Below are 17,486 nucleotides of genomic sequence, written 5' to 3' on the forward strand. Positions count from 1 at the left end.
GGGGGGGGGGTAGATGCTCAGAAACATAAACATTTGACTGTGTTATACTACATCTCATTTTTCGTTTAAATATCGATTAATATTATATGTACTCACGGTTGAGCGTTATCGCGCAATTTGCGAAAAATAGCTAAATGATGAAAGTTTGCAGTTGTATTTCTGCGTTCGCATCTGTGTGTTTGCACTGATGCTGTCGTCAATGCAATTGTCAGTATGTCATAACGACACAATTGTCAGTATGTCATAACCTTTTGTTTAGCTTGTAACCTGCTGTTGAGCCTAAATAAAGATGTAAGACGATTAGTTTACTTATTGAAGAGAGGAAATATGCGTCTACAGACTTCAAAGTTAAAACGCGCCGTGGCACTCGTAGCTGTCTCCTGCACGCTCGGTACCTGCTGCATCGCTGGATCCATCGCGTGGGCGAATAGTGAACAGGGTAAAGATGGTGCAAATGTTGGAAACATCGATGATACTAAAAAAGACAATGGTACTTCTATAACCATTCACAAGTACCAAAGTCCTGCAACTGATACTAGATCTGATGGATCTAATCAGAGTAATCTTGTTAAGGATAAGAAGCCAGTTAAGGGTGTTGAGTTCAAAGTTTGCAAGGTCACTCTTAAGGAAGGCAAAGATACTGGTGCCAAGAAGATTGATTTGTCTACAGCTGAAGGCTGGAAGAAAATCAAAGACATCCAGGAGCTTGACCCTTCTTCTGCTACGAAGAATGCAGCTTCATTCCTCAAAGGTGATAATGCTAAATTCGTAACGGTCGATACTGATTGCAAAAAACAAATAACTGGTGAAGATGGTTCCACAAAGTTTGATAAGCTTGCCGAATCGCTTTACTACGTTGAAGAATCTGACACAAAGGGTGCTCAAATTAAGGATGCTCAGGGAGTGTGGAAGCCTGTAACTGTTACCGGTAAGGTTGATCCATTCTTCATTACAACGCCTTTGCCTCACAAGACTGCAAATACATGGGAATGGTTGTACGACGTCAATGTGTATCCAAAGAACGACACCAGTGACGACGTTGCTCGTAAGACGCCAAAGACTCCAACCAAGCTTTATACTGATGATGGAGACGCTATTATCCCATGGGATATTTCTATGCCTTTGACTCCTCCTTCTGACAATAAAGCTTATAAGAAGATTGGATTCGTCGATTCTCTTCCTGAAGGTTTGACGTATGATAGCTTAGCTGAAGTTAAGCTTGTTAAGAAAGGGAAAGCGACTGGTTCTACAGCAAGTGATGTATCTCTTACCGAAAATACTGACTACAAGGTTGAGACTGGTACCGATAAGAAAAAAGTAACGTTTAGTCTTTCTGACTCTAGGCTGAAGACGCTCTCTGAAGATTTCAGTAGAAGTACTTATGTTCTGAAAGTTACTTTAAAGACGAAGGTCGCTAAGGATACCAAGAACGTTACCAACTCGATTAACGGCTGGATTGATGACAGCAAGATTGGTGATAACGGTAATCCGGAGCATCCATGTGTTCCAACTAAGGAAGATCCGAAGAAGTGCGATAAGAACCCTCACGGTACTTCGCATTTTGCTACTTTGAAGATCACCAAGGTTAATGATGCTGCTGATAAAGATAAGGGCAAGAAGCCATTAAAGGGTGCAGAGTTCACTGTTTACCCAGTTAAAGAAGGTACAAAGTTTACCGATGTTTCAGGTAAAAATGTAACTAAGGAAACTATCGATGGAAAGCTTGATAAAGGTACAAACGATGCCAACGCTATCAAGCTTAAAGCAACTGATGATAATGGTGTAACCACTGCAAACTTGTTCATTGGTACTAACGATGTTGCTTCCAAGATTTACTGCGTTGTTGAGACCAAGGCTCCTGCTGGCTTCAAACTGAATGAAACCCCAACTTGCTACGAGGTTAAAGTAGAAACCAAAGAACAGGCAGCAGCAGGTCTTAATAATGACAACGCTCACGAGATTGTCAACTCCCAGGCAACCGAACTCGACAAGATTCTTGCCAACTTGCCTATGACTGGTGCTCGCGGCTTGGTGATTTTGACAGTTTGCGGCATTGTTGGCATCGCTGGCACGCTCTTCTACGTTGTGATGAAGCGTCGCAAGGAGCAGGAGCAAGAGTAAAACTCGCTCGTTGGCTGAGTTGCTTGGACGATTGTTCCAGCTGATTTGCTCTGCCGGTTGCGCAGTTTGGTTTCGAAACAAGCTGTGCAGCCGGTTTGAGCTGATTAGCTGCGCGGTCAGGTGTAGCGCAAACGCAAGAAATTCTCCGGCAAATGTTCCCAAACAACGCAAAAACGACAACAAACGCCGGAAATTCCTCAGCAAATGTTTCCGAAGCTTTGCATCAGTGCTCTGCTGAAGTTGCTTCTGTAGCTTTGCGCCAATGCTTTGCAAACGTCGATTATTTATTGATTAGCGAACTTTAGCATTAATGCTCTGCGGACGTTGAGTATTTATTGCTTAAAGAACACTAGCGTCATTGCTACTGCGCACATCACATCAAACACACTCACCACCAACCCATCCGCAGCTTAATTGTGCGACTCTAGTTGCGCTTAGTAAACCACGCAGTTGCGTAACTTTTGCACGAGTCTATGAGTTTTGTGTTGTTGTTTAGTATGTTGAGAGGCTGGAAAAATTGTGTTCAGCAATAAAAGAGGACTGAGGAAGCTACGTTCTTTTAAGAACAAAGCAGACAGTAAAGCCTTTAACAGCCAAAGCGACGAAGGACGGGAGCTTGCGCAAACACAAATTTTCCAGTCTCGTCAAGCCCAAAGAACAAGAACATCAGCCAAAACTCATAGACGATACCAAAGAATATCGAAAATAAACTCGCGCAACAACGCCAAAAACTGGCACTTCTCTAAGTCCTGCATAGTCCCTGCTTTGCTGTTGCTTGCGTCGTTTGCGTCGCTTATTTATCCGCACGCCGCCATGTGGCTAAGCCAATACCACATGTCGGAAGTTGCTGCTGAGTACGCGAAGCTTATAACTCATGCTGTTCCTGCTCCGCATGAGCAGCTCCGCCGCGCTCGTGAGTATAACAGTCAGCTTTCGTCGGGTGCTATTTACGAAGCAAATACTAACATACCGACTTCTCACGGAGTTACTTCCGATGCGAGTCAGGATTATTGGGATCAGTTGAAAGTGAACGACGACGGGTTGATGGCTCGTTTGCGAATCAAAAAAATTGATCTTGATTTGCCTGTGTATCACGGCACAGAAGATGCCACTCTTCTGAAAGGTCTTGGTCATTTGCGTGGAACTTCGCTTCCGGTTGGCGGCAAGGGCGCGCGCTCTGTGATTACGGGGCATCGCGGTTTGGCAAGTGCGGAAATGTTCACAAGGCTGGACGAAGTTGGAAAAGGTGACACTTTTACAATTGAGGTTTTCGACGAGATTCTCACCTACAAGGTAGTTGACAAAATCGTTGTGAACCCTGATGAGACGAAGAAGATTGCAGCTGTTCCTGGCAAGGATTTGGTGACACTTATTACTTGCACGCCGCTCGGCATTAACACGCAGCGCATTTTGGTGACTGGTGAGCGAGTTGTGCCAACGCCTGCGGCGGATAAGGCGCTTCGTGGCAAGAAGCCGGATGTTCCGCGATTCCCGTGGTGGGTTTTGGGCTGCTTTGGTAGCTTGTGCGTTGTGGGCGGCTACGTTTGGTGGGCTGGTCTGCCGGTTAAGAAGAAAAAGAAGGAAGACGAAGAAGATAGTGCGAAAGATAGCGCGAAAGATAGTGCGAAGGATAGCGAGTCAAGTAGTGCTGCAAGTAGCGAAGAAGATAGAGAGTTAAGTAGCGCGAAAGATAGTACTGTACGCAGAGAAGATCTTGCGCGTGAGGAAGCTAGGGCGATTGCGAATCAGTCAAAAAAGAGGCCGAAGGTCAAAAAGTCTAGCTCGCGTAAGAAACGTAAGAGGGGCAGTCACGGCGAAAAGACTTTCGACTGGCTTATAAGCATCCTTGGTTTATGAGCGATTGCTTATAGGCAATAACAAAACTTAATAGAAAAACTTAATAACAAACTTGTGGTGCCGTGGGGGCGACGCAAAGCAGTTTAAAACAATGCAAAACAGGTGGAAACAATGAAGAGTATTTGGACGATTATGCTAAACGTTCTTGTTCGTATAGGTCAATTGACTCAATGCGCAACTCGTGTAGCTAAACGTACGACTCAGAATATGTGCCGTGTGGCTAAGAGCGCGGCTGAGCGTTTAGCTAGTCGTGTGTCTAATCGTTTGGATGATCGTATAGCTAATTGCGTGAATAAACGCTCATCTAAACGCGAGTCTGTTTTTGCATATCGTGCGTTCAGTAGCTCTTTTGCCTCTGCTCTTAAAACTGTTCTTGTTTGTTCTCTTTCGGTAGCAATGTTGCTACCTATTTGCATTACTGCTGAAACCGCAGTTGCTTTGGATAGTGCTAATAATTCCGCTAATAATTCCGCAAATAATTCCGCAAATAATTCCGCAAATAATTCCACAAAGTCTGATCCAAAGTCTGATCCAAAGTCTGATTCTAACTCTAATTCTAATAATCCAGACTCTAATCCAGGCTTATCTGCATCATCTCAGTCTTCTGCGTTACAGAGTTTCGACAATTCACAAGGATCTGTAGATTCAGGGAATCTACTCTCTCGATCTTTTAATCCTTCTGCAGGCTCTGGCGCAGGCGTGCCGTTTGCTTCTCCGTTTGCTTCTCCGTTTGACTCTCAATTTGATTCTCCATTTGGTTCTCCATTCGGATCTCAACCGAAGTCACTTTTTGAGCGCGCTGCAGAAGAAGAAAGAGCAAAAGCGCAAAACCGCGACGCTAAGAATTACTCAGCTCGTGAATCTTACGAAGTGTATCGCCCTGGATGTAACAAGGATTACGCTTTAGGCGCATGCATTACTACTGACGGCGATGGTGCTGGTTTGCGCGCTACGAACGGTCACGATTTGGATGTTAATAGCCTTGGATACAACTTGGAATCTAGCGACCAATTTGCTAGTGCAGCAACGAGACCTCGCGGCCACTACGAAAACGGTTCTGTACCTGAAGATCCTTCTGGCACGGATCATTACGGCGCAACTTACTTCACTCCGTATCCTAAGGGCACTTTTATTATGGGCCGTTTACGCAACATGGCCTTTAACCATAAGGGTTCCGGCGTCGACAGAATTAACTTGCCTATAGATGACACTGCAGATTTCGTGTTTGTAAAGCGCACCCCTAAGCTTTCCGGTGGCGGCTTCGTGTGGGATATTATTTTTAACGCTGGCGGCCGCACTCAAGGCGCTGGTGCTGCTCTTGATTACTTTACGATTCCAAAAGGTCAGATTCTAGACAAGGGTGGCGAAGGCGGAAGGCAGTATATTCAGCGTGTTCTTTACAGTGGCAGGGAAGCTACTGCTTTGTATAAGAAGAATCAAGGCAATAATAATCCTCCTCGCGAAACCTGCTCATTCTCGTGGGATAATCCTAACGGTTTATGCAGCATTAAAACTGACGGTAACGATTTTGATTCTGGAGATGACTTAGTCGCAGCTTGGAATAAGATGCGCGGCACTGACGACAGTAAGAATGGCAATTATTCTAGGATCCTTCCGGATGCTGTAACAACTGAGGATTTGGGTAGTTCTGACGCTATTGGTTGGTGCCGTGATGGTCAAGGTTTGGACTGCATTAGATCCAGTAGCTATGGTGCTTTGGATGAAGGCGATCTTAAAGTTGTTCCTAAAGTTGAAGGAAGCTATAACAGAGGCTATAGTCCTGCTTATGTTGCTCTCGTGCAAAATCTTTATAGATCTATAAAAGATGACACGCAGCGCGTATTTAGTTTTGTGAACAATATTAAGTCTGGCGAGATTGCTTATACGTATAAGATTCACTTCACTACTACAACTTCTACGACTAAAAACAACTCATATTGCTCTTCTAATAACGTGGGTGATGGCACGGGTTGCGAAAACTTTTCATTCTTCTACGCTGCAGGATCTTACTATGGTAAGAGACAGAGCAAAGGTTTTTATGGTGCTACTGACCCGTTTGGTGTTACTAAAGCCAGTAAATATTCCATGACTAATTTTGGTCGTGACGCTAACTTCTACATGTACACTGTAATGCATCAGCAGTGGTATGGTGCGCCGCGAATTATGGATATTCAGGCTCCTAGATACCACTTCCTTAAGGGTACTGGTTTGGGTCCGTACAACAGTGACAGTGGTAATTATCTTGAGCACAGGCATATTTCATTCTCTAGTGTGTTGCTTGGAATAGTAAATCAGCCTTTGGGAACTTCATATCTTATGAACGAGAACCAAGATATACGCTTATTGCCTGATTATTATTCCCCGAATAACGGCTATGCTCGAGGTAATCAGTGGTTCCGTAATCCTGGTATGAACGACCATAATACGAAGGATTCAGAGCCTGGTAGGCATAAGCTTGAGCTTAGATATAACGATAGAACGTATCATATGAGTGAAACTCAGGATTTGTGGTATAGGGTTATTACGCAAGCAGACGTGTTTAAGCCTTTGCAAACTGAGGAATATGACGAAAATAACAAGACTCCTAAGTATTATTCTTACGATCAGCCGCTTCCTAATCCTCTTATTATTGATAATCGTGATAATAATGCTGGGTTTGTGAATTTTGTTGGCAAACGTTCTGATTTGTATAGGCAGGTAATGGCTTTCGATCCTAACTTGTTCCCGCCTGTTAATAAAGATGAGTATGGTTCAAGGCATAGGTATGGTTCCATAAAGCAGAAGAAGGGCTCTAAGACAAACGATTATCCGCTTGATGCTAACTATTTGACTAATAATCCGGATGGCGATTCTAATACTCCTCTTAAGAATCTTGCTGTTTATAAAGCTGAGTGGACGGATAAGTGGGGTGATGAGTCTCGCTCGAATACTCTTCAGGATGCTGATTTAAGTATTGCTGCTAAAGTGCCTATTGTTAGCGTTGTAAATCCTTGCGGCCATTCTAAGATTCTTGACGAATACAAGGATAAAATTAACGGTAAGTCTAGGTCTTCTGTTTCGTTTAGATCCGTAGATAGTGACGATGCTTCTGCTGCAAACAACGACCGTGCAGCTCTTGGTGAGGATCGTGAAGACAGCATGCCTGAATGCTGGCCTAAAGCGCAAAATGCTACTAAGCGTAATGTTTGGTTTGTAAGTAACGCTCCTAAGACGGGTGATGATGGTAAGGAGTTGAAGCCTGGCGAACCTGTAAAGCAAGACTTGCAGAACAAAGTTTTGGCTAAAATCAACCGTCTTTACAGAAACTGGATGCGCAACAAGTATAGTGCTCAGTTGCAGGATGGCAAGAATCCTAAAGTTTTGCCAAATTATGTGTTTGTAAAGTACGTAAAGATTACTTTCTGGGATAATTCGACTACTGTTATACCTGTTGTATTCCCGTATGTTGATTACGAGAAGCCAACGTTGGATGTAAAAGTGAGTGTGAATAACGCAACTCCTGTTGATGTTCCAGCTGATGGTTTGAAGATTCCTGTTAATAGCAAAATTAAGTTCTGGGTTAAAGGTCATGACGACAAGAGGATTTTGCTTGGCGTAAAGCCGAAGGAAGCTACCGACTACTTTACTAACGATAAAAATAAGAGATTCTTTGATGGTAAAAAAGTCGTTGTGCGCAATGATTTCGATATGATTACGACTACTCGTGAAAAGAAGAATGATTGCGATAATCGCGGTTGCGGTGATTTTACTACTATAAGCTACGATCAATTCATTCATAAAAGTGGTGAATCTGATAGTCCGACGGATCAAGTTGGATGGGTTATTAACAGCGGTAATTCTAAAGATGATGGTTCTCCTACAGTATTAGTGGGCGATCAGAATAGAAATCACGGTGTGCATGATTTGATATTCCATGGTTGGGATGCTGCAGGTAATTCCGTAATAAAGAAAATTAAGCTGATTATTGTATCTCCTGGCTATGGTTTGCCAAACGTTTGGTGGGATAAGAAGCCGAATGGACATTATGTTGGGCGAGTGAATCCTTGGGATGAAGATAAGCGCGTGCGCTCGATTATGGTTAGGATTTGGGCGCGCGGTAAGGAAAAGCCTAGGAAGGATCATAACTACGATAAGCTGTGTCCAAATGATGGCAGTTGCTACGGCATTGTTATTCAGCGAGACGGTAATAAGAAGACTGATCTTTGGCATCAGGTTAATACTTTTAATCACAATAATGATGCTGCAAGCCCGGATGGGTCTAGAGCTGCTGAGGATAGAGCTGCTTTAGAGGACAGAGATGCAGTTGATGACAAGGCAGCTGACGGCAAGTCGGCTGACGGTAAGGCGGCTGACGGTAAGGCGAAAGTTGACAATAAAGCTAAAGCTGATAGCGAAAAAACTGATAATGCCAAACCAAGGGAGAACTCTACCCAAAATCAGCAGGATGAGCAAGCTAATAAGCCTCAAACTAGCAACAAGCCTGCTTCCTTGAAGATTTCAAAAGCAACCAAGAAGGATACTAAGAAGAATTCTAAGAATAAGACAGCTAAGAATAGTTCTAAGAAGAATTCTAAAAAGCGCAATGCTCCTGGAAAGCGCAGTAAAGTAAGATTTGCTGTGCTAAACGAAGGTGATTCTTCTAAGAATGCGAATACTCAGAAATCTGAAGTACAAAAACCTGAAGTAAGTGATGGTAACAAGCAGAGTGATTCTGCTAATACTGCAGAAAACGGTAGCGCAAGCAAAGATAATAAAGTCAGTAACGATAGCAAGGACTCTAAGAACGTCAAGGATTCTGAAGATGCTAAGTCAGAAGAATCTAAGGGTCAGGATCGCAGTGCTGAAGGAGAAGATCGTTCTACTACGAAATCTAACGATCAATGGCGTGAAGAATTTAGTAAGCGCATTATTACAGCAAATCTTGGAGACCATATCAAGGGCTGCACTGCTAACGGCGACGACAGGTGTGAAATAACTTTTGATCCTGTAACTGGAAATATTACGATTCCGGAATACTTTGCGGAAATTGGTTCAAGAATTTACGTAGACACTTACTCTGTGCCGGAAAATAATCCAGATTGGCGTCAGGATAAACTTTGGAAGCTTATGGATCCAGGCAATCCTCAGGATCGCGAAGAGTCAGACCCGCTTCCGCTCGATATTGTGTGGCCAAACGGCTTAGTACAAGTGAACCCGTTTGAGCTTAATAATAACGAAATCGTTGCAATGCTTTCTTGGATGAGGCACGATAAGCGAAACGAGCGAATTTTCGGTTACCGCAAGGAAGAAATTGGCGTTAAAGGGCAAAAGAAGTACGATACTTACGACCAGTACGACAGTGGCTTTAATCCGAAAACTACTCAAGCAAAGTATGCTTATGGTGAAAATAAGCCTCAATACTCATGCGAGAGTACGAAGGACCAGCAGTGGAAGCTGTGCTTAGATGGCGTTACTGGTATTGGCGAGCTAGACGATAATCATAAACTTAGCGAAATGCTGTACGCTATAAAGAAGCTTTCTTTCAAAAAGTTGGAAGCTGATGACGAGACTACGCTTAACCCGGTTGAGCATAAGGTGACGCGCTTCGTTGATATGCGTAAGGACTATACGTGGGGATTAGTAAATAACAACAAGAAAAGTGTTGACGGGCGAGATGACCCTGGATTTGACGACCCGCAAAACGGCTTGCATGGAAATCAAAAGTTTGGCACGCAATACTTTGTTTACAAGTGGAACATAAACTCATACCGCAAGGGCAATGCTAAGGCGTTAAACCTTCAGGATGTGCTAAAGCTTGTAAAAGGTACGCCGAACATCAATGCGCAAGAGGAAAGTAAGCCGCAGCCTTCGCTAACTCCTATGAGCGCGGCGGATAATAAGCAATTTGACGCATGGGGTGGCGAATACCCTATGGTTGTCAAAGGTGGCTTAAGTTACGCTGTGAAAGACAGTACATGTGCCGCGTCTCTTAAGGCTAATAAAGGTGTTGCGCAAAAAGGTAAGTGCCAGTGGCGAAATAAGCTTAATTTAGTTAAGTATACGCCTAATGAATTTATTATGGATCGTTCTTCATTCTCTTACGATGCTTCTGTAAATATGAAGAACGGAAGTGAAGTACATATTACAGATAGGCTTATTGAAAATAAGAGTAGTCAACATGCTGGTGAAGATAAGTATGTTAGTGAATATGCTATTCACAAAGACTTCCTTATGCCTGGCGGTGAAGATCTGAACGGTCAAGCAGATGGCGAAAATATTGGTGACATTATAACTAAGAATATTGATGTTGACACTATAAACGACTACGACGCGTACGGTGAAGGTACTTCAAAGGCTGTTGGATACGCAAATAACAGGCCGTTCATGCATGCGCAACTTTATGTGAATAATGGTAATGTTACGAACGATCTTCTGCTTCGTGAGCCTGGTAAGACGCCAGATAACACAACGAACGTAATAAACGTGTGGTTTATGCCGGTTGATAATGAGAAACCGACGATTAGTGCGAAGAGTTATCAGGAGTGGGACGGTAAGCCGTGGGATATTCACGGAAAATGCATGATTAGTGGCAATACCAATAGTTGTAATCTGGTTGATGATGATGTTATTACTCTTGATAAGAAAATTTATGAAAAAGGTACGAAAGCTTGGTATGAAGCCGATAATGCTACGATTAATTTGCCTTCGTCATTAAAGCTAGACGATGATTTCAATGAGTACGAACCAGGCAAAGGCGATCGCCAGTGGGTGCAAGGCAGTGCATTTAATAAGAAATACGTTACTTTGTATCCGAATAGTGTGAACAGTAAAGTGCTGGTTAATAATCTGAATGTGTATATTCAAGCGAATAATATTCAGGATTCTAGTGGTAAAACTTCTAGTCCGATGGTGAAATTTGTTAGTAACGGCGTTACAAATAAACATTTGCTTAGAAGGTTTGTTGAAAAATACAGGAGCACAGATTTGGAAAATCCAAGTACGGATAAGCAAACTGTATTTACAATGTATGCTGAAACTACGGATAGTGCTGGAAAGCAAAGTGACAAAACTATTGTTGGATGCTTTAAGACAACGTGGACAGACATGGTGAAACCATCTGTTGTTGCGTACGATGGTAATAGCGGTGAATTTGCAAAGTACGATAGCTGGCTTAGCAAAGATGGTTCTTCACAAAACCGCGATTATAAAGTTGTAGTTAAATCAGGCTATGGAGCTAAAAGAATGGTAGTTTACTATCATCCTGCTTCAGAGCTTGAGAAACCTGTTGCTATTAATGGTTTTGCTGGCTCTGCTGCAAACTCAAATGAGACTAACTTGGAAACCAGTATTGGTAAAACAATTTCCGTGTGTTGGAATAAATCGTGGAGTGTATGCGCTGGCACTTCTAAGCCGAATGAAGTAACGCTTACTCACGACGATAAGGGTAATGCTGTTATAACATTCCCTAGCGGTTTCTTAGCTCCAGGAAGCGTGGTTCGAGCACGCAGCCGTCTTGAAGTTGGACCATGGACGTATATGCCTGGTGTTAGAAGCCCTGAAGATCTTTCCGATGAATCGCTTAATAGAGACAGAGATAAGACTGCAAGAGGCGGCGGAAATACGCGTTCTGCAAAAGGTAGAAACGCAAAAAGCCGCGCTGCAAAAGGTAAAAACTCTAACAGAGACGACGCTAGTTCAGAAGATACTCTTGACGTGCTGCCAATGGCTTACGCAAAAGAAAAGCCTAGTGAAGTATGCCGTCCGGATTACTGGAGCGCAGACAACTGGTCTGGTTTGAAGAAGCCGTCCGACTGCGTGTACTTCGGTGTTACTATGAAGCGTCAAATAGTGCAAATACACCCAATGCTTCTAAATGGTCACGAAGAGCGCGCAATACGAATGGATTTGCACAGCGAAAACAACTTTGCTGGAAAACCAGAGAAGGGAATTTGGCTTCCAAACGATAGTGAAATCGTTACGGATGAGGATCCAAGGCTGGAGCCTGGTAGAACGATGGTGACTTTTAGGAAGTATGACTATAGTGCTATGGACGATGACCATAAGCCTTTGAATCCGCCTAATTATGGTGACCGCAAAGTAGGAAATATACAAGACGTGGCTGTTATGACTCGAGGCTGGAGAAGCCGCGTGCTTGTGCCAAATCCTCGAGAAAATAAGATTACGCGATTTGTGCGATTGCGCGCAGAGAGTGGTCATGATAACACAACTGGCGGTAACGATTATGCTGCAGACTACTTAGCTGATGCGCCTACTAGCTTCGAAGAGACTAAGGATAATAGTAAGGCTCTGCGCGTAGCTGGGCGTCCGTATGATCCAGGATTTGTTCTTTCGAAAGATAAGAAGTCTCTTCTGTATCTGTATAATGCTTCAACTAAGCGCAACTTTACGCTTAATGATTTGCAATCTGCGTTGAAACTTAAGCGTAACAGTAGTTTGCACCCAGCAAACGAGTGTGGAACGTATGTTGATGGAAGCGAATGGGCGTTTGATGATTGCCAGCCATCCTTGCTGCCAGAAGTAAGAGGTAGCGATAAGGTTGATGGCGAGCATGGTCGAAACGGCTTCAGCTTTAATGGGGGTACACACTTCTATACGTATAATCCGTCTGAAGACCATAGGTCTGGTGCTAATGGCGCTGATAATGGTTCTGATAACGACAATGGTGCTGCTGCTAAAGAAACTTGGTATGTAAACGTCATAGATATGATTTCAAAGGGCGGTGCCGGCGGTGGATATCGTATTCCTAATAGCTCTGGCGTAACGTCTGAGAGTAGTAATACTGGTCTTTCGCTTACCGACTTTGATGGTGTTGGCGCATGGGGTAGGTCTGGTGCGATTGATAAGAGCTTAATTAGTCATAAGATTTTCGAAAAGCCAGATAATCGTTTGTCGGTTATTATGACATATGGCGATAGCTGGGTTGGCGATACTCATACAACGCGAGGTAAAGCTGGCGGCTGGGATAACGATGCCAATCACGAATTCGTAATGCCTGTGTATCTGATTCCTGTAGATAATGAGAAGCCGACCGTTGCAGCAACTAGAGGATCGCTTCTAAGTGGGCACACGAATGCTAATAATCCTTACGTTGTAACAATGAAAGAAGAGGACTACTCTAAGCTCACAGTTAAGGGTAATCCTGTGGAATACGCGGACGGAAAAGTTTCGAAGTCGCAAAGCAAGGAGAGCGGAAAGACTCTGTTTGCGGATGTTCACGACGACTACGATCGTTTCGGTGATCTCAGCAACCTTAGCCTAGTTGCATGCAAAGTCAATAAGGCTGGCGGCGCAACTGATTTTGGCACTTGCAAGTCAATAATGGGCAAAGATGGTTCCGTAGATGCTAATGCGTTCAAGCGGCTAAAAACTGACGGCAACGGAGTTGAATACGCTTTGTACGGACGTGCAAAAGATAAGTCCAGCAATGAGAGCGACGGCTTTGGTGACAACAATAACGTAGGTCACTTAGTCGGATACTTTAGCTTCGGATACTTGGTGCGTCCGGTTGCACTGCCTTATAGCGGCGGTCAGGCTGCAATATGGTTCAGCTTCATGTTCGGCGTACTGTTGGCGCTGTTCTTGGCATCCGGTGCGTTCGGAAGGCGCGGATGGCTCAGCTCGGTGCTTAGCGGCAACGGATTCGGCGCTCTTACCGACAGCAAGCACTGCGATGCTTCGGCTGAGGCGCTTCGAAGCGGAAAGCTGTTCAAGCTCAAGCTAAAGCTCAAGTGGCTTCGGTTGTGATGCGTAGGTTGTGATGCGTAAGCAGGCGCTTTTACTGAGCTTGAAATCCCATTGATTTCAAGCTCCATCAAAGCGCGAGCGTTACGCGCGCAGTACGTCAACTGCGCCAGTAACAAAAAAGCGACATTATACGTTACTAATGCAGTACGTCAACTGCGCGAGTAACGAAAAAGCGCGTCTATCCGTTACTGGCGCAGCGCGACGACTGCGCCAGTAACGAAAAACGCCGGAAGATTGCACGGCGTTTGCGCGACGACCTGTTTTCGCGCTCGCTTTGACCGAGCTTGAAATCAATGGGATTTCAAGCTCGGTCAAAGCGTGATTTGGCTCAAATGTGAAGCACACTGTGCTTCACATGCCAAATCAGCCGAACGGCTACCAAATAGCCGTGAGGAACAAGCGCTCCGGCAAGTCAATGCGCGCATATAATAAAAGTATGACGCAAGTATCACGTAGGCAACACGACTCGCAATATACGCAATTGCTTTCGAATCAATCAGAACCAGTCATTCCGCGCGTTTTAAGCGTGGCTGGCACAGACCCAACAGGTGGAGCCGGAATACAGGCAGATCTCAAATCAATCATGGCTGCAGGCGGCTATGGTATGTGTATACCGACTAATTTGGTTGCGCAAAACACGTGCGAAGTGCGCGAAGTGTTTACGCCGCCGGTCAGCTTTTTCCGCACTCAACTTTCATGCGTGTACGACGACGTTACAGTTGACGCGCTAAAAATCGGTATGCTTGGCTGTGCAGAATACATTGAAGCAATGCGAGACTGGATGTGTGATAATCCGGTTCCTATAAGTGTGCTTGACCCGGTGATGATATCGACTTCCGGAAAACGCTTGCTTGAGGCGAGTGCTGAAAATGCGATGCGGAACTTTATAAGTTGCGTTGATGTCGTGACGCCAAACGTGCCGGAGTTGGCTGCTTTGAGCGAGTCGAGCGTTGCGGAAAATTTTGAGGAAGCTTGCAATCAGGCGCGCGAGTTGGCTGCAAAAAATAGCGTTGTTGTAATCGTAAAAGGCGGGCACTTAACTGGCGAAGACGTTGGAAATACTGCGGTTTTTCCGGACGGTGACGCAAGACACGTACCAAGCGAACGAGTTGAAACAAGCACAACTCACGGAACTGGATGCTCGCTTTCTTCTGCGCTTGCTACGAAAATTGGGCTTGCTTTGCGCGAGGGAAAGAATTTGAGCAATCATGATACTGTACTTCGCGCGCTTGAATGGTCAACAGCGTGGCTTCGAGAGGCGATTGCTGCCGGAAGTGTGTTGCATGTTGGGTGCGGAGGCGAGCGCGGTTACGGGCCGGTAAACCACTCCGTGCGTATCCTTCAGCAAACTGCGTGAGTGCGCGCGAGCATTTGTCTCGTGTTTGGAGGATTTAACGTCAACATCTACTCCAATTGCGAGTAAACTCCCTCGCGTTTGGGGGGTTTTTAGCTGTGTTTTGCTCCAAACGTGCGCATTGACTTGCCGGAGCGCTTGTTCCTCACGGCTATTTGGTAGCCGTTCGGCTGATTTGGCATGTGAAGCACACTGTGCTTCACACTTGAGCCAAATCACGCTTTGACCGAGCTTGAAATCCCATTGATTTCAAGCTCGGTCAAAGCGCGCGCGAAGGCACTTCAATGCGGAAACTCGCTTAAGTTGGAAGTCCAGTGGACTTCCAACGCGAGTTTCGCGAGCGAGCGTAATAAAACGCGAGCGTATTGTTAATAACGCTTAAGAATAGAGCGACTGAAGGAACGTTCACGTGAAAAACGCGTTCACTACCTCGCTTGCGTTGAAAGCACAGTGTGCTTTCAACCTTGAGCAAGCTCGGCGCTATGAGTTGCTTTCGCGCGCGCAATGCTGCGCTCAAGCAGATCATCGCGCCCGTGTTTGGAGGGTAGCGCGCGAAGGCAACTCGGAACGTCAGCTTTACTCAGTAATCACGCTTTTAAGCTCGCGCGCAACTTTCCCAGCATCCTCAGCGCACATAAGCGCCGACACTGTGCAAACTCCGTCAAGCTCAAGACCGCGAATAGGGAACACCGTGTTCTCGTGAATTCCGCCAATTGCCAACGTTTTTACGCCCATAGAGTGCGCAACTTTCGCAACTTCGTTTACGCCTTCAACTCCCAGTGGAGGCACGTCGTGCGCTTTCGTATGCGTTTCAAAAGCTGCACCAATGCCAATCACATCCGGCAGCGGAACGTCGTTTTCTTTGCACTCGCGGTAAGCTTTCTCCATCAAATCCGGTCGAGCGCAAGAAAGCCCAACCATCCACTCGGCCGGCATCGCCTTTCGCGCCTCAACAAACGGCGTATCCTTTTGCCCAACGTGCAAGTTGAAACCAAGATGAGCCGCGCAATCAACATGATCGTCAATAAACACAGGTACATCACCGTGTCCGGAATCAATAAGCGCGTGACGCAACTTCTTCGCCTTGGCCGAAATTTCAGCGTCATTGGAATACTTATCGCGCAATTGCACAACTGTAACTCCGCCTTCAATTGACTCTACTGCAACTTCTTCTTCCGGGCGATTTCCCATGCGCGGATCCGTTACCAAATACAGTGTCCAATCAACAGGCTCCACCGTAAACTCAATATTTGTCAAACTAAACATATCATTTACGCTAAGAGTTGAAAGCGCATCCATCCACAGTGTGCGGAAAGTGCCTGGAGCTGTGGTTTGGCGAGCTGCCCAAGTTCCAGCCGCTGCTGCGTGCACGTGCGCTGCAACAGTTGCTGCGAGCGGACGTTCCGGGTTTGCGCCAACGTATGCTGCAACTAACGCTCCCAAAGCGCAACCTGTTCCAACTACCTTAGTCATAGCTTTGTGGCCACCTGTTACGCGAGCTAAACATCCGTGAGCGTAAATCGCGTCTTTTTCTCCGGAAATTGCCACTACGGATCCGTATTTTTTAGCTAATTCGCGAGCAGCTTGAAGCGCGTCGTTTACATTATCGTGAGAATCTACGCCTTTTCCGTTGCTTTCTTTGCCTGCAAGTGCCATTATTTCGGAAGCGTTTGCACGAATTACAGTAGGGTGGTGCTTAATAATTTCGTGTACAAAGCGCGCGCGAGGTGCAAGTGCTGGAACGCCGATTCCAACCGGGTCAAGCACCCACGGAGTATCAGCTTTTTCGCATCCTTCAACAGCTGCGCGCATGTATTCGGAAGTTTCTGGCTGATGGAATGTGCCAACGTTTATGAGCACGCCTGTGGCAATTTGCGCAAGTGCATGCGCTTCTTCTGGATCGGTTACCATAATTGGCGATGCTCCTGCAGCGAGCAGTGCGTTGGCTGTAATGTCTTGCACGATTACGTTCGTGATGCAATGGGTGAGTGGCTGCTGTGTGCGCACATGTTCGATGCATTGACGCACGTCGTTAAGGAACATACGTCGGCGTGCGCGTACAGAGAAGCATGTGTCGACTTGCGTTGTTGAGCTTGTGCAGTATTCGTTTGCTTCGTTGCAGGTATTTGTTTTTTCAGTGTTGCATGTTGTCATAATGTTTCCCTTCGCTAGCACTATCTAGATCAGGTTTTACGGATGTAATCTCAGCGCTTGACTTCACAATTGTTGCAATTGCGCACTCCGAACCATCCTTCGACTATATCTTTTGTTCATGACTTACGCTCTTTTGCGTTAGTGTCTCATTTTGCTTGTTTTGCAGCACTTGCAGGAATCTACAAAAATCGCGCCGCATTTTTGCAACTTCTTCTACATATTTTTGCTTTCAACTGTGTAAACATAAATATAGTAA

The 17,486-nt window shown here is 45.2% G+C and carries 6 protein-coding genes and 1 riboswitch; of the genes, 5 read left to right on the top strand and 1 reads right to left on the bottom strand.

Annotation, left to right across the window (positions count from 1 at the left end; genetic code table 11):
• The first annotated feature begins 327 nt into the window (after positions 1–327).
• The 5 genes from A5295_RS04930 to thiD all read left to right on the top strand — a co-directional run bounded on the left by A5295_RS04930 (position 328) and on the right by thiD (position 15,079).
• On the top strand, positions 328–2,121 hold the full coding sequence (locus A5295_RS04930; RefSeq protein ID WP_064621940.1) for a SpaH/EbpB family LPXTG-anchored major pilin: 1,794 nt from the start codon (positions 328–330) through the stop codon (positions 2,119–2,121).
• A 152-nt stretch (positions 2,122–2,273) separates the two neighbouring features.
• Positions 2,274–2,426 carry a hypothetical protein gene (locus tag A5295_RS06375; RefSeq protein WP_180963742.1) on the top strand — a complete coding sequence of 51 codons (153 nt, stop codon included), beginning with the start codon at positions 2,274–2,276 and terminating at the stop codon, positions 2,424–2,426.
• A 391-nt stretch (positions 2,427–2,817) separates the two neighbouring features.
• The gene (locus tag A5295_RS04935) at positions 2,818–3,978 is read left to right on the top strand and encodes a class C sortase (RefSeq protein ID WP_082915501.1); all 1,161 of its coding nucleotides are present in this window, start codon (positions 2,818–2,820) and stop codon (positions 3,976–3,978) included.
• A 111-nt stretch (positions 3,979–4,089) separates the two neighbouring features.
• The gene (locus A5295_RS04940; protein ID WP_064621942.1) at positions 4,090–13,722 is read left to right on the top strand and encodes a hypothetical protein; all 9,633 of its coding nucleotides are present in this window, start codon (positions 4,090–4,092) and stop codon (positions 13,720–13,722) included.
• A gap of 436 nt (positions 13,723–14,158) precedes the next feature.
• A complete protein-coding gene (gene thiD, locus A5295_RS04950) occupies positions 14,159–15,079 on the top strand; it encodes a bifunctional hydroxymethylpyrimidine kinase/phosphomethylpyrimidine kinase (protein ID WP_064621947.1) in 921 nt (306 codons plus the stop codon).
• 573 nt (positions 15,080–15,652) lie between these two features.
• On the opposite strand, the gene thiM is transcribed toward thiD, so the two are convergent.
• Entirely contained in the window at positions 15,653–17,230 is a 1,578-nt protein-coding gene (thiM, locus tag A5295_RS04955; RefSeq protein ID WP_064621945.1) for a hydroxyethylthiazole kinase, read from the bottom strand.
• Positions 17,220–17,330: riboswitch (TPP riboswitch) on the bottom strand. Its footprint overlaps the gene before it by 11 nt.
• Positions 17,331–17,486: the final 156 nt, after the last annotated feature.

The sequence above is a fragment of the Gardnerella sp. 26-12 genome, assembly GCF_001660745.1.
In the GTDB taxonomy this organism is placed as follows: Bacteria; Actinomycetota; Actinomycetes; order Actinomycetales; family Bifidobacteriaceae; genus Bifidobacterium; species Bifidobacterium swidsinskii.